The organism is Natrinema sp. H-ect1 (assembly GCF_041821105.1).
Lineage (GTDB): Archaea > Halobacteriota > Halobacteria > Halobacteriales > Natrialbaceae > Natrinema > Natrinema thermotolerans.
Genome location: NZ_JBGUBA010000001.1, coordinates 711,136 through 725,223, shown reverse-complemented (window position 1 = coordinate 725,223; position 14,088 = coordinate 711,136). Strand labels below are relative to the sequence as shown.

Below are 14,088 nucleotides of genomic sequence, written 5' to 3'. Positions count from 1 at the left end.
GAACGCCGGACGCCGTCGGGTTGCATCAGCGGGGGAATCGGGTCAGCGGCTCCGATCCTGCCGTCGTGCGAGCAGGCCGCCCGCGAGGACAGCGAGCGCGAGCAACGCAGTGCCGCCCGCGAAGCCCGGAACCGCTTCCGAGTTCGACGCCGAGTCATCGTCCGACCCGTCGGTCCCGCCGGCTGGCTCCTCGTTCGAGGCCACTCCGTCGCCCGCGTCGCTCCCGTCGTCCGGCGTGCCTGTCGATTCGGCCGCCGTCGCGTCCGTCTGAACGGTGAGCGTTCCCGGCTCCCGTGTCGGGTCGATCCGGCTGCCGCCGTCGGCGTCGAGCCGGGCGTCGGTCACCGCGAGCGCCGCCGTGCCGGGCTCCGTCCCGCTGACCGTGACCGTCGCGAGCGTGACGTCGCTCGCGCCGGGGGTGACCGCGTCGTCGAGATCGACGGCCTCGACGGTCACCGATTCCCCGTCGTCGCTCACGACGGGGTCGGTCGTCATCCGGTAGTCGTCGGGATAGCCGGCGTTCTCGACTGCCGCCGCGTCGCCCGACAGCTCGAGGGTGAGTTCGAAGCCGGCGAGCCCGTCGGGCGCGTCGGTGAGTACGATGCGGTGGACGGCGGTCCCACCGGGCTCGACCGTCGCGTTAGTGATGACGAGGGCATCCCCGGTCGACGCGGACGGGCCGCCGGTCGCCGTCGCGGGGGCCGTCCCCCCGTTCGCGGCCGCCGCAACTACCGACGATGGTGCGAACGCCGCCCCGATCGCGAGGGCGACGACGAGGGCGACGGCGGGCCGTCGCCACCATCGTTGTCGGGGAGCCGACGCCGCGGTGTCGGCCCGGTCGGACGAACTCGTCGCAACGGTGTCGTCTGCGGCCATCGATTACAGCTCGTCGGACAGCTCGACGACGTCGTCGTAGTCGATGCGGCCGTTGTCGTTGAAGTCGTACGCGTCGACGGTCAACGACCCGGAGTCGTCCTCGATCTCCTCGAACAGGAGAACGATATCGTCGTAGTCGAGCCGCTCGTTCCCGTTGACATCCTCGTAGCGACCGTCGCCGTCGGGATCGGTCGGCACTGCCCCGCTTCCGCCCGCGCCGCCGTCGATCGGCGGCGGCCCGGTGACCACGACGCCCGTGTGCGGCCGGGACTCGATCGGCGCGCCGTCGTCGTCGTCGAGCGAGTCGACCGTCACCGAGATGTCGGTCGTCCCCATGCTCGTGCCCTCGAGTTCGACCGTCGCCACCGACACGTCGGTCGCGCCGGGCTGGATCTCCTCGTCGATATCGGCGAACCGGAACTCGACCGTCGAGCCGTCGTCGCTGACGGTCGGGCCGGCGGTGAGTTCGAGCGCGTCGTGGTAGGTCGCGCCCGTGATCTCGGCGACGTCGGTGTGATCGACCGAGACGGACACCGTCCCGCCGGCGAGTCCGTCCGGCACCGCGGACAGGGTCAGTTCGGCCGCGGCGGTCGCGTCCTGTCGCACCGCGACGGAGTCGATGTGGACCGAGGTCGGCGGCTCGTAGACCCACAGCGCGTCGTTGGGGTACGACCGGCCGAAGCTGCCCTTGTCCTCACAGAGGAGGACGCGGCCGTCGTCGAGTACCATGACGTTGTCCACGTTGATCGGCGCGGCGTCGACGATCGACTCGCGGTCGGTCGCGTCGGGGCCGACGACCGCCGGCTCGAGCGTCGAGACGTCGTAGTCTTCCTCGAGTTCGGCCCGGTAGACGACGCCGCCGTCGACCCGGTCCATCCGTACGTCGCCCTCGTCGTCGCTCATGCCGTCGTTGAGTTCCGAGATGCCGAGATAGAGGAAGTCGCCGGGCTCGGCGTCGTCGAGCGAGTCGATCCCCTCGGCCTTGCGGAACTCGACGGTGGCACCGATCGCCTTCGCAGCGGCACGGGTCTCGAGGAACGGGATCCGGCGCAACTCCTCGTCGACGCCGTCGGGGCCGTACTCTTCGTACTGGCGGGCCCACTCGACGATCTCCGCGTCGGTGATGTAGTCCCGATTACCGTTGATCGCGACCTCCTCGTCGGCCGCCGCCAGCGCCGCCGCGAGATCACTCTCCCAGTCGACGTCCGCGTGGGTCTCGAGGTAGTCGACCTGCGTGATGTCGTCGTAGTCGGCGATCCAGGACGCGACCTCGGCGTTGCTCGCAGTGCCGAGTTCGACCCACTCGATCTCGAGGTCGACCTCGGCCGGCGGGTTGTTCTTTGCGGCCTCGTCGTTCGTGACGCGGGCGGCGAACAGCGTGCCGCGGACATCCATCCGGTCGTCGTAGCTGGGGATCGGTTCCTCGGCGACGAACTTGTAGAGCCCCTTGCTCGCACCGTCTGAGGCGAGGTAGACGGTCCGTTCGTCGGGCATGAACTCGGGACACTCGAAGGCGGCCCGACCCATGACGTAGTGTTTGACCGGGGTCGGCTCCGCGGCCGTCGGCTCGGTGACCTCGACGATGTGGCCGTACCGGTAGCGGTTGGGGTACCCCTCGCCGATCGGCTCGGTCGTGTTGGCGTCGCCGTCCTGATCGACCGGCTCGGCACCGAGGTAGTAGGCCTGCATCTCGACGCCGCCCAGCGCCCAGGTCCCCTGCGGGTACCAGCTTTCCTCGAACAGGTCGCCGTCGTCGCCGAGTACGCCCGCGATCTCGGTCGGGTTCGGCCGGTTCCAGAACGCCGCCGCGCCCCGGACCCCCACGCCGCTTTCGGCCTCGACCACGTCGCCGACCGTCGCCGACCCGGACACGCGCGGGTGGCTGTAGTCCTCTTCGGACGACATCGGCGTCCCCCACGGACTCAGGTCGCCGTAGCAGTTGATCCGCGTGCCGCCGATCTCGCGGAACGCCTCGCGGTTCTCGAGTTCCATCGCGTTCGCCGCGTCGGCGCTCCAGCCGTCATCGCCGCGGCTGATCGGCGTCCGCGTAATACAGCCGGGGCTCGTCTCGTTGTTCGTGAAGAGGTATCCCTCGAGCCCCTCGTCGTCGGTCGGGACGAAGAAGTTCATGTCGGGGTTGTAGCCGACGTCGCCGTACCGACTCCCGACGAACTCGGTGACGTCGGTGCCGTCGGGCGTCTGGGGGTGGCCCCACCGTTCCGAACCACCGTTGATCTCCTCGCCCTCTTGGACGAGGATATCGTACTCGCCGCCGGCCACCTGGACCTGCTCTCGGGCCGCTTTCGAACGCGGTGCCTCGAGTTCGTCGAACTCGTCGTTGCGGCCGTTGAACTCGAACTGATGGCCGGCGAGGACGCCGACCGCCGCCGTATCGTAGGGGGCGGCGTTTTCCCGGCTCGGGTGCTGGAGGCTGAACAGCACCTCGCCGTTCTCGAAGACGAACGGGCCGGTGACCTCGGCCCCGCGGGCCGTGGTCGCGAGTCGGTCGATGTCCCCTCGAATCGTCGGCGCGCCCGGTGTGTCCGTATCGTCCGCGCTCACGGTCCCGATCGCACCGATACCGAGCGCCGCCGCCGCGGACGACGCCATCAGTTTCCGCCTGGTGAATTCGACCATGCGTGTGGGGAGAGACACCCGACATATGGTTAGATTTTATAATAGTATTCTTTACCTGAATTGTTTTGGCGAAGGAATACTATGCCGGTCAGAGAGAAACGAACGGAAACCGACCGCTCTGTACGGCTATTGAGACGGAAACCGACCGCAGTACTCCCCCGTGCTGGAGACGGATCGAAAAGAGCGCGACTATAGTCGCCACTGACAGTCACTGCAGACCCGATCGCACGACAGCGGTGCGATCAGTGTGTCAATCGTTTCAGCGGCGACGATACCGAGACGCTGCGGACGAGCGCCCTACTCGAGGCCGTGGGCGTCGGCACGGGAGCGGATCTCGTCGGCGCGGTCGCGAACCCACGAGCAGTAGCGCTCGATCTCCTCGGGGGTCGTCCCGTAGAATGAGGCGACCCAGTTGACGTCGGCCCACGGGCAGGTCACGAGGTAGGCCGCGAGGGTGTCCTTGCCGGCCTGGACGACCTCCGGCGGGACGCCGCGGGTGCCGGTGTCTTCCTCGACGAAGCCGTTGACGTCGTAGTAGACGGCCCCGTAGAGCCGGGCCGTCTCGAGGTCGTCGAAGTCGATGGCGGTGTGGTTCGGTGCGACGAACTCATACCGTGGATCGCCGTCGGCCGACTCGGTTTCGACGATCCGGACGCCGAGGACGTACTCGTCGACGATCGACTCCGCCTGGGTGGTGGCTGACTGGGTCATGGCGTTCGGCTGCACGCAGGCGTGTCGGCCCATTGAACCTTCGTATGTGACGTATATAGCGCTCGGGATCGCTCCGTTCGGCTCCGGTCGGTTCGCGACGCGACTCACCGCGATCGGTCCGCGTTCGCCCGACGGTCCGCAGCCGCCGGTCGGTCGGCGCGTGTCCCATCGGCCGACTGCGCCGCTGACGAGTCGACGACGCCGGGGAGCCGAACCGTGACGCGCGTTCCGCCCTCGTCGGTTTCGAACGCGAGATCGCCGCCGACGGCCGTGACCGCCCACGAGGCGATCCACAGCCCGAGTCCGCTGCCGTGTTCCAGCGGCGTCTCCTCGCCGCGCTCGAGGACGGCGAGTTCGTGGTCCGGAATCCCCGGGCCGTCGTCGCGGACGGTAAAGACGGCGGTCCGATCCGGATCGACACCCTCGAACGCGACTGTGACGTGGGGATCCTCGTCGTCGTGGACGAGCCCGTTCTCGACGAGGTTCGAGACGGCGAGTTCGAACAGGTCCCGATTCGTTCGCAGCGTGAGGTCGGTCGGAACTGTCACCGCGACGCGGCCCCCAGTCTCGCCCTCGAGGTCGGCCGCGACCGCGTCGAGGACGTTCCGGGCCGAAAACGCCCCTGCAGCGGGCGTCGCCTCCACCGCTCGTTCGAAGGCCCGGACCTTCTCGGTCATTCCGATCACGCCGTCGACGTCGGCGGCGGCCGTCTCGAGGCTCGCCCGGACGTCCTCGTCGTCGGTTCGATCGGCGGCGAGGCCGACGTATCCCCGGACGGCGGTCAGATCGTTCCGGAGGTTGTGACGCAGCACGCGGTTGAGGATCTCGAGGCGCTGTTCGCGTCGCCGCTGGTCGGTGATGTCCTGGAGGATGACGGTGTGGCCGACGACCCGTCCGGAGTCGTTTCGGAGCCGCGAGGTCGAGACGGCGAATTCGCGGCGTTCGCCGCCGTCGGAGCGGGTGATGACGCGGCCGTCCGCATCGTCGATCCGCAGTTCGGTCACGGCCGTGAGGGGGTCGCCGAGGACGGTCGGTTTCGCGACGCCGAACAGGGAGGCGGCCGCGGGGTTGCAGTCGACGATCCGCTCGTCGGTGTCGACGGCCAGGAAGGGGTTCTCGAGATCCTCGATGGCGGACCGGTCGGCCGTCCGGCGGACGGAAGGGCTGTAGGTGAACAGATCGCCGCCGACGAAGGCGTAGGCGTCGAGGGCGACGTGGGGCAGGAACAGGACCGCCGAGAGGTTGAGCTGGGGGACCGGACCGAGTTCGAACAGCCAGACCAGTAGGGCAACGCCCGGCGGCAGCGTACTGAGTCCGACTGCGAGCGCTTCCGTCCGGTAGAGCGGGCCGTAGCTGACGACCGTATCGAACAGCAACAGCGTCCCGGAGGCCGCGAAGACGGTCGCGGTCATGATCGCGAAGAAGGCCCACGCGTTGGGCTCGTAGGCGACCGTCGCCGCGCCGAAGACCGGCTCGAGTCGGAACCCGGTCCAGACGAGTTCGTGGAGGGGGTTCGTGACGACCAGGACCGTCGTCACCGCGGGGACGAGCGCGAGCAGCCCGAACCACGGGGTCTTGACGAGGGCCCCGCGGCCGGTGTAGGAGAGGCCGAAGGCCAGGAACGGGACGCCGGTCCAGACGATGCCGATCCAGGTCAGGGCCTCGAGCGCCCAGCGAAGCGTCGGGTCGAACACGAGCAGCCCGGCCCCGTAGGCGAAACACCACACCGCCTGCGCGACGAGCGTCAGCAGCAACCAGTCGGCGCTCGGGGTTCCGCGATGCTCGCGGAGACACCAGAGCAACAGCGCGGTGCCGACGCCGGACAGCAGGGAGCCGGCCGCCGGCCACGGGATCGAAAGCACGCTACTCGAGGGTACGAACACAGCGACTTCGGTGTTGCGGCCCCCGAGCGATCGCCAACGGCTCCCTCGCTACTCGAGCAGCGACTCGCCGGTCATCTCAGGGGGCTGGTCGAGGTCGATGACCTCGAGAATGCTGGGTGCGATGTCGGCGAGCGTGCCACCCTCGCGAATGGTCCGTCCCCCGTCGGTACCGTCGCTCACGGGTCGTTCCTCCCCGTTCGCATCTCCGAGGTCGCTTTGCGACCTCGCTCCCGGCGAGAGATAGACGAGCGGCACCTCGTTGTAGGTGTGGGCGGTATGGGGGTCGTCTTCGGTCCCCATGTCGTCGGCGTTGCCGTGATCGGCGGTGATGAAGACGTGCGCGCCGGCGGCCTCGAGCGTCTCGACGAGCCGTCCCAGTTGCGTATCGACGGCTTCGACGGCCTCGATCGCGGCCTCGTAGTCGCCGGTGTGGCCGACCATGTCGGGGTTGGCGTAGTTGAGGACGAGGACGTCGGGATCGTCCGCTTCGATAGCGTCGATAGCGGTATCCGTAACTCCGGGCGCGCTCATCTCCGGCTGCAGGTCGTAGGTCGGCACGTCGGGGCTCTCGACGATTTCCCGGCTCTCGCCGTCGAACTCGACCTCGCGGCCGCCGTTCAGGAAGTAGGTGACGTGGGCGTACTTCTCGGACTCGGCGATCCGCAGTTGCGTCCGGCCCGCGTCGGCCAGTACCTCGCCGAGAACCTGTTCGGGCTGGTTCGGCGGGTAGGCCACGGGGAGGTCGAACGTCTTGTCGTACTGGGTCATCATCACGACCTCGGCGTCCGGTGGGCTGGTCTCGACTTCGTCGGCCCAGTCTCCCGGGCGGATGTCCGCGAGCATCCGGGTCAGCTGTCGCGCTCGATCGGAGCGGAAGTTGAACCAGACGACCGAATCACCGTCCTCGAGCGCCGGTTCGTCGGCGATCAGCGTCGGCTCGACGAACTCGTCGGTCACATCCCGCTCGTACGAATTCTCGACGGCCTCGACCGCCGACTCCGCGCTCCACTCGGCCTCGCGGTTCACGATCGCGTCGTAGGCCCGCTTCGTCCGCTCCCAGTTCTGATCGCGGTCCATCGCGTAGTAGCGGCCCGACACCGTCGCGACGTGGCCGGTGCCGTGGTCGTCGACGACGTCCTCGAGCGTCGCGAGGTAGTCCCGACCGCCGGTCGGCGAGGTGTCACGGCCGTCGGTGATCGCATGGGTGACCGCCTCGACGTCGCGGTCGCCGGCGAGTTCGATCAGCGCGTGCAGGTGTTCCTGGTCCGAGTGGACGCCGCCGTCGCTGACGAGGCCGACGAAGTGGACGCGACCGTCGTTGTCCCTCGCGCGGTCGAAGGCCGCGTTGATCGCGTCGTTCTCGCGGAAGGAGCCGTCCGCGATGGAATCCGAGATCCGCGTGTACTCCTGATAGACGACCCGGCCCGCACCGATGTTGAGGTGACCGACCTCGCTGTTGCCCATCTGGCCTTCGGGCAGCCCGACACGTCGGCCCGCGACCTCGAGTCGACCGTCCGCGCCCGATTCCGCGAGTCGGTCGAAGACCGGTGTTTCGGCCGCCGCGACCGCGTCTCTGCCGCCGTCACCGAGTCCCCAGCCGTCGAGGACGATCAGCGCAGCTTCCATACGAAATCGCAACTCGCCGTCCCGTAACTAGCTGTCGTTGTTCGTCGTCGCGACGCCAATATCGACGGACCACCCAGAACAGTGTCATTCGATGGGGCCGACTCGAGCGGACGCCGTCCGCACCCGTCCCGCGTCGGTTCGGTACGTCGCTCGAGTCGCGTTCGGTCGTCCGATCAGCCCCGCGGGGCGTGATCGAACGCCGTGCCGCAGTCGCCACAAACGGTGCCGTTACCGGGTTTGCTCCGCTGGGCGAACACCGCGCCACACTCGTCACAGATCATGAACAGCCGGTGTTCGGGGTCGATGCCGGCCTCGAACTCGGCGTGGATCCAGGCGTCGGCGTTGCCCTCCTCGTAGAGGGTGACGCCGGAACCGGTCTGTCGCCAGTTGACTGGACTGTCCCCGCGGTCGACTGCCGCCGACTCTCGCTCGGACATCGAGATATGCCGACCCTCGAACCGCCCATACATACGCTTTCTGATAGTAATTTACACGGGATCGAGTGAACGTCTCCGTCACCGCGATCACTGGCTTTTTGCCGGTCGGGTCGGTCCCACCGTGCATGACGCTCGATCCGGTCCACTTCGACGGTATCGCGCGACTCGCCGGGCGGATCGACCACGGGACCGACGAGCGCGACCGCCGCGCCCTCGCCGAAACCGTTTGGGAGGAGTTCCTGGATCCGCTGGTCGTCGACGGCCGGCCGATCCTCGAGCCCCTCGATGAGCGAGCGCGACGGCTCGTCGACTGCGAGGCCGTCGCCTTACGCGACCGGGAGTTCCCGACCGAACACGGCCTCGACGCGGGAACGATCAATCCGACGACGTTCAAGAACGGACTCGTGATCGACATCGCGCAGGCGGCGATGAGCGCGACGCCGAGCGACCTCGACCTCCACCGGTCGCGGACGACCGTGATGACGGTCCACTCCAACGACGAGACGATGGCCGTCGATGAATCCTGGGGCAAATTCGACGCGGGCTACAGCAAGAGCCGGGCGGTCAAGGTGCCGCCGCTGCCGCGCTTTGCCGAGGGCGTCGTCCACGCGCTGGCACTCTATCTCGCCGAGAGCAAACACGCTCGCGACCACGCCCAAACGGTCTCGGACCTGCTCGTCCTCGACGGCCCGCTCTACCCCCGTGGCCTGTTGCGCTGGGCCGACCAACACCCCGACCTCGCGGACTTCCTGCTCGAGGACCCCCGTCCGACGACGGTGCTGGAGAACTACGTCCGGCTGGTCGAGGAGTTCGTCGATCGCTCGGTGCCGCTGGTCGGCTTCGTCAAAAACCCCGCGACGCGGGTCATCACGCGCTCGCTCAAGTCCGAACGGGAAGTCAGCGTCCCCTGGGCCGACGATTCGGCGCTGTTTACCCGCCTGCTCGAGCGCGGCGAGTACGTCGACGACGTCGACGGCGACCGCTGGGAACGGGACGACTCGGCGCTTTCCTACACCAACTGGTTCCGATCGCGGGGCGGCGTCGACCGGCCGCTATCGACCGACGGCGACGCCCTCGGCGTCGAACGCCGCCTCGAGCGCGCGGCCTACGAGGTCACCTTCTTCGTGATCTACGACCCCCGCGACGACCTGCTGTACCGGATCGAGGCCCCCTACGCGTTCACGAAGGATCCGGACACCCGCGAGCGGCTGACGATGCAGTTGTTACAGGATGTCGCCGTCGCTCACGGGCCGCCGACTATCGTCGAAAAGGCCGACGAACTCGCCCGAATCAGCAATGCCGAGAAGGCATCGCTCCGGGAGACCCTCGAGGATCGGTTCGACGCCGCACAGGACCGAACGTACGACGATCACCGGTGGGACGAGCAGCCCTATTGAGCCGCTCGAGCGACCTAGCCGTCGCTTTTCTCGACTGCGAGGTCGACGTCGTCGGGATCGACGCCGATCCGGGCGAACTGCGTCCGGACGTGTTCTTTGGCTCCCTCGAGGGCCTGCTCGCGGGTGTCGAACCCCCGCGGCATCGGCGACTCGAAGGCCAGATTGACCTCCCGGCCGTCGACTAACTGCGTCGAGCCGCCGCTGTCGACCTCGTAGAACTCGTCGCAGACCCAGACGTACGCGGCGTCCTCGTCGGGCGCGCCGCTGAAGGTCGGGGCCCGCTCACCCCGTTCGTACAGCGTCCCCGTGAGTTCCGTCCCGCCCGCGTGACCGCGTACCAGTAGCATGACCTAGTCTACGGCTCCTGACGGCAAAAACACGGCGCATCGGGATCCGGACTGAGCGTCTCCACGCGTCGATCGACCCCGCGGGCGGTCGGCCGAGGACGGGTCTCGAAGGGCCGCTGTCAGGCCGACCCGCGTCACCGGTCCGTCACTCGGCCAGTAATCATGTGGTACGATGACACTGGGTTCGGTCCGTCCGACGTAATCAGCTCGTACCACACCGCTCGAGCGACAGTAACCGTCTTCTGAGCCTTCCGGTGCGGTGATTGTTTTCGGACGCTGAGACTCGTATTTTCATCAGAGGTCCGCTGTATCTGCCATTGTCGGCTGTCTGAGCCCAGTACTACGAGGTTACGGGAGTAACAGCTGACTTGCGGCCCAAATCGTTTTGGAAACGGGCTTATCCCCGTTGCAGGGGTTGGTGGGGGTAATGAGTTCGGACGCTCACCTCGGCGACGACGTATCCCATCCACTCGCGAACGTCCCGACGGAGTGCTACGAGATCCTCCGCCATCCCCGTCGGCTCCGCGTCCTCGAGATCCTCGGCGCTCGCGGGACGCGACTCTCCCTGTCGGAACTGACGACCGCGCTGCTCGAGCGGGCCGCGACGGACGACCACACTGACCAACGGCGACGCGAGGTCCGGATCAGCCTCGTCCACAACCACCTGCCGCGGCTCGCGGACTACGACATCCTCGAGTGGGACGAGGACGGCGTCGCGCTCGTCGACGAGTCGCCGGTTCACCCCGCCGACCTCTCGGTGTTGCTCGATCTCTGCGGGGACGGCGACGGCGCGGAACTGCTCGAGACGCTCGTCGATCCCGCCCGGATGCGCCTGCTTTCGGTCCTCGCCGACAGCGACCGACCACAGTCGGTCGAGCAGTTGGCTGGTCGGCTCGCCACCCCCGACGGCGGCCCCTTCGTCGACCCCGACCGCGCGGCGATCGCGCTGCATCACTCCCACCTCCCCGCGATGGCGGCGGTCGACGTCCTCAACTACGACCCCGAGTCGGGGCTGGTGACCCGATACGCCGACGCCGTCTCGATCGTCCAGTAACCGCCGATTCGATCGCGTCCGTCCGATCGATTCTCCCTATCCCGTTCCGTTCCCGATTGCGTTCTTGACCGGCGAGAGGGGACCGTCTCGCTCCTCGCTCGGCCCTCTCGGCCGCCACATCCGGAACCTGTAAGCGGGCCTCGGCCGTAGCTCCGCTCGATCCATGACATCGGCCGACGGCGACCGCGTTCACGGACCGTCGAGCGACGCCCGCAGAACTGTCGCCGTCATCGTCGTCGCCGCCCTCCTCTCGCTCGCGTCGATCACCGCCGTTGCGAGCGTCGCCGCGATCGATCAGGTCGCCTTCGTCTCGCCGGACCGGACCGAACTCGAGGCCGACCCCGGCGAGACGGTCGAGATCACCGTCGCGCTCGAGAGTCGGGGCGGCCACGGCGGCGAGGGCGTCACGGCAGTCGCGTTGATCGCCCAGTACAATCCCGATTATCTCACCGTCACCGACATAGAGCGAGGGCCGTGGCTCGAGGGGGAGGATACCGAAGTCGAAACGCGGTCGACGCTCGCCGACGGGGCCGGGACGGCGATCATAGAGCAGCGCCGCGAGCCGGCCGCCGGCGGGACGACCGGCTCGGGGACGATCGCGACGCTGACCGTCCGCGTCGCCGCGGACGCGCCGACGGGCACGACGCCGATTTCGTTCGGTGAAAGCACCGTGTCGCTGACCGGCGACTATCCGCCGGCCGTCGTCGACGAGTCCGCAACCGTCGCCATCGCCGGCGGAAACGAGTCGCTCGGCGAGTTCGACCACCCCGATCCGGACGGCCTCGAGCGCGACGGCGAGTTCGACTCGAGCGGGGACGCGGAGGAAACCGACGCGGCCGCGAGCGACGGCGGCGCGCCGGTTCCGGGCATGACTGTCGGGGCCGCGCTCGCGGCCCTCGCGCTGGGAACGGCGGCTCTGGCGGTCGCCCGTGACCGTCGGCGCGGATAAACAGTCCGTCCGACTGGAGGGAAACGCGTTTGGGGGCCCGGTCTGATGGGACTGATATGAGCGATCTGGGAGACTTCGGCGATTTCGATGCCGACGCCGACACCGACGACGGCGCGGCGGACTCGTCGCCAGCGTCGTCGGACGGCGAGCGCGCGGCAACGAGTTCGACGACCGACGCGGACGACGGGTTCGAACCGACGAACGTCGAACCCAGCGGCGAGGACGTCGGGATCGGGACGATCTGTGTCTCGCAGGGGCTGCGCGTCGCCGAGGACGGCGACGACACCACCCTCCGGGCCTACGTCACCCGCGGCAACCGCTCGTCGGTCCGCATCGGGAGCTACCTGCTCGCGCCCTACCCCGACGGCGAGACGCTGTTCTGCCGGATCACGGGGCTGGAGTACGCCCAGCAGTACCACGCCGACGACGCGACCGAGATCCACGCCCGTCGGGCGATGCGGACCGACGACATCGACGAGTCCGACTACAAGTTCGTCGCCGAACTCGAGCCCGTCGCAGTGCTGTACGACGACAGCGATGAGCAAAGCTCATCTGGCAGCCGGACGCAGTCCGGCGACGACGGCGAACTCAAACGGCGGATGACCGACCGCGTGCCGAAACCCCAGACGGTGATCCGGCAGGCCGACGACACCGCCGAGATCAAGACCGGGCTGAAGATGCCCGACGACGGGGTCTTTCTGGGCCATCTCTCGGTCGGCGGCGAGAAGGTCCGGACCGCGGCCTCGCCGCCCACGATCGATTACCGGCTCAAAGACGACTACGACGCGGGCGATCCGCTGGTCTTCCGCCACACCCTGATCGCCGGCGGGACCGGATCGGGGAAGACCCACGGGGCGAAGAACATCCTCCGCCAGTACCTCGCGGACGAGCGGACCTACCCGATGGCCGACGGCCGCGAGGTCACCCCCGCAGTCGTCCAGTTCGACCCCCAGGACGAGTACGCCCAGATGCACGACGACAACCCCGACCTGGACGACGAGTTCGCGCGCCGCCTCGAGCGCGAGGGGATCGCCTACGGCGGCCACGACGATACGACCGCGTTCGTCCCGAAGGTCGGGTCGGCGTCGTACGCGGCGGGACACCACCGCGCCCAGCAGGTCGAGTTCACGATTCCGTTCGCGATGGTCCACGACAACCCGTGGCTGGTCGCGGGCAGCGGGTTAAACGACAACCAGTACGGCGCGCTCGTCAGCGTCCTCCTCCCGCGGTTCCGGAAGCAGTACGGCGCGGACGGCACCTACGAGGAGTTCACCACGTTCCTCGACGACCCCGCCCTGCGCGAGGAACTCGACGAGTCCGGCCGGGTCCACGAGGCGACCTTCGATGCCGTTCGCCGGCGCGTGCTGGGCTTCGACAACGTCTTCGATCAGGACGCCCGGCCGATCACCGAACTGGTCAGTGACTTCGTCCGCCCCGGCGGGCTGACCGTCGTCCCGACCTACCACATCAACGACAGCCGGGCGACGGAGACCGTCGTCCTCGCCGTCTCCTCGCTGCTCATCGATCAGAAGCTCTCGAACGACCCCGACTACGACCGGATCAAGGAGACCCCGCTCTTGCTGGGGATGGACGAGGCACACAACTTCCTGACCGACGCCGACAGCGTGCAGGCTGGCAAGGTCATCAGCAAGTTCACCGAGGCCGCCAAACAGGGCCGCAAGGAACGGCTCGGCCTCTTTCTCATCACCCAGGACCCACAGGACATCCACGACGCCGTCTTCAAACAGATCAACACTACCGTCGTCCTCAACCTCGGCGACGAGGACGCGATCAAGAGCGTGAATATTCCGAGTAACCTCGAGTCCAAAGTCCCCTACATGGAGAAAGGCCAGATGGTCGTTTACTCGCCGGACAACTCCGAGCCGGTCGAACTCATCGGGCTCCCGAAGTGTTTGACCAGACACGGCCGAGACTGAGCCCAAAATATCGTCTGTCTGGAGTTGGATTTAGTGGACGCACCGCTCACTACGTCTGCGAAGTGAGTACCGGTGTTTCTATCAGATTAGGGTCGTGTATAGCGAGGCGTGCTGCATACAAGGCGCGAATCTCGAATCGATTCGTCCGAACTTCCGGACGACCAGGCGAACGGCTCTGGCGAGAACGCCCCCTACACCCTCCGGAAAAGACCTAATTGACTGCCCGCCACCACG

General features: G+C 67.9%; 11 protein-coding genes. 4 read left to right on the top strand and 7 right to left on the bottom strand.

The genetic code is table 11. From position 1 onward, the window contains the following. Positions 1–42: 42 nt before the first annotated feature. The 6 genes from ACERIM_RS03660 to ACERIM_RS03635 form a co-directional block, all read right to left on the bottom strand. Positions 43–876, bottom strand: a complete 834-nt coding sequence (locus tag ACERIM_RS03660; protein ID WP_006650228.1) for a hypothetical protein — start codon at positions 874–876, stop codon at positions 43–45. 3 nt (positions 877–879) lie between these two features. Continuing rightward, on the bottom strand, positions 880–3,513 hold the full coding sequence (locus ACERIM_RS03655) for an alkaline phosphatase PhoX (protein ID WP_373631292.1): 2,634 nt from the start codon (positions 3,511–3,513) through the stop codon (positions 880–882). A gap of 297 nt (positions 3,514–3,810) precedes the next feature. Then, on the bottom strand, positions 3,811–4,224 hold the full coding sequence (locus tag ACERIM_RS03650) for a hypothetical protein (RefSeq protein ID WP_049964866.1): 414 nt from the start codon (positions 4,222–4,224) through the stop codon (positions 3,811–3,813). A 104-nt stretch (positions 4,225–4,328) separates the two neighbouring features. Beyond that, the gene (locus ACERIM_RS03645; RefSeq protein WP_373631290.1) at positions 4,329–6,107 is read right to left on the bottom strand and encodes a histidine kinase N-terminal 7TM domain-containing protein; all 1,779 of its coding nucleotides are present in this window, start codon (positions 6,105–6,107) and stop codon (positions 4,329–4,331) included. A 48-nt stretch (positions 6,108–6,155) separates the two neighbouring features. After that, positions 6,156–7,733 (bottom strand): 2,3-bisphosphoglycerate-independent phosphoglycerate mutase, encoded by a 1,578-nt coding sequence (gpmI, locus tag ACERIM_RS03640; RefSeq protein ID WP_373631289.1) that lies wholly within the window; start codon positions 7,731–7,733, stop codon positions 6,156–6,158. Between the two features lie 173 nt (positions 7,734–7,906). Then, entirely contained in the window at positions 7,907–8,203 is a 297-nt protein-coding gene (locus tag ACERIM_RS03635) for a hypothetical protein (protein ID WP_006181306.1), read from the bottom strand. A 92-nt stretch (positions 8,204–8,295) separates the two neighbouring features. Here ACERIM_RS03635 and ACERIM_RS03630 point away from each other — a divergent pair, with 92 nt between their 5' ends. Continuing rightward, positions 8,296–9,567 carry a DNA double-strand break repair nuclease NurA gene (locus tag ACERIM_RS03630; protein ID WP_006650234.1) on the top strand — a complete coding sequence of 424 codons (1,272 nt, stop codon included), beginning with the start codon at positions 8,296–8,298 and terminating at the stop codon, positions 9,565–9,567. 14 nt (positions 9,568–9,581) lie between these two features. Here ACERIM_RS03630 and ACERIM_RS03625 read toward each other — a convergent pair whose 3' ends face one another. Next, positions 9,582–9,914 carry a hypothetical protein gene (locus ACERIM_RS03625; RefSeq protein ID WP_006181304.1) on the bottom strand — a complete coding sequence of 111 codons (333 nt, stop codon included), beginning with the start codon at positions 9,912–9,914 and terminating at the stop codon, positions 9,582–9,584. Between the two features lie 427 nt (positions 9,915–10,341). Here ACERIM_RS03625 and ACERIM_RS03620 point away from each other — a divergent pair, with 427 nt between their 5' ends. The 3 genes from ACERIM_RS03620 (at position 10,342) to ACERIM_RS03610 (ending at position 13,854) form a co-directional block, all read left to right on the top strand. Beyond that, a complete protein-coding gene (locus ACERIM_RS03620) occupies positions 10,342–10,968 on the top strand; it encodes a hypothetical protein (RefSeq protein ID WP_006650235.1) in 627 nt (208 codons plus the stop codon). A 163-nt stretch (positions 10,969–11,131) separates the two neighbouring features. Beyond that, positions 11,132–11,917 carry a cohesin domain-containing protein gene (locus ACERIM_RS03615; RefSeq protein ID WP_373631287.1) on the top strand — a complete coding sequence of 262 codons (786 nt, stop codon included), beginning with the start codon at positions 11,132–11,134 and terminating at the stop codon, positions 11,915–11,917. A gap of 56 nt (positions 11,918–11,973) precedes the next feature. Then, positions 11,974–13,854 carry an ATP-binding protein gene (locus ACERIM_RS03610; protein WP_373631285.1) on the top strand — a complete coding sequence of 627 codons (1,881 nt, stop codon included), beginning with the start codon at positions 11,974–11,976 and terminating at the stop codon, positions 13,852–13,854. Positions 13,855–14,088 lie beyond the last annotated feature (234 nt).

Coding starts and splice junctions, on each gene's coding strand:
- ACERIM_RS03650 (WP_049964866.1), bottom strand. CDS start 4,224: ATGACCCAGTCAGCCACCACCCAGGCGGAGTCGATCGTCGACGAGTAC.
- ACERIM_RS03635 (WP_006181306.1), bottom strand. CDS start 8,203: ATGTATGGGCGGTTCGAGGGTCGGCATATCTCGATGTCCGAGCGAGAG.
- ACERIM_RS03660 (WP_006650228.1), bottom strand. CDS start 876: ATGGCCGCAGACGACACCGTTGCGACGAGTTCGTCCGACCGGGCCGAC.
- ACERIM_RS03630 (WP_006650234.1), top strand. CDS start 8,296: ATGACGCTCGATCCGGTCCACTTCGACGGTATCGCGCGACTCGCCGGG.
- gpmI (WP_373631289.1), bottom strand. CDS start 7,733: ATGGAAGCTGCGCTGATCGTCCTCGACGGCTGGGGACTCGGTGACGGC.
- ACERIM_RS03620 (WP_006650235.1), top strand. CDS start 10,342: ATGAGTTCGGACGCTCACCTCGGCGACGACGTATCCCATCCACTCGCG.
- ACERIM_RS03610 (WP_373631285.1), top strand. CDS start 11,974: ATGAGCGATCTGGGAGACTTCGGCGATTTCGATGCCGACGCCGACACC.
- ACERIM_RS03625 (WP_006181304.1), bottom strand. CDS start 9,914: ATGCTACTGGTACGCGGTCACGCGGGCGGGACGGAACTCACGGGGACG.
- ACERIM_RS03615 (WP_373631287.1), top strand. CDS start 11,132: ATGACATCGGCCGACGGCGACCGCGTTCACGGACCGTCGAGCGACGCC.
- ACERIM_RS03655 (WP_373631292.1), bottom strand. CDS start 3,513: ATGGTCGAATTCACCAGGCGGAAACTGATGGCGTCGTCCGCGGCGGCG.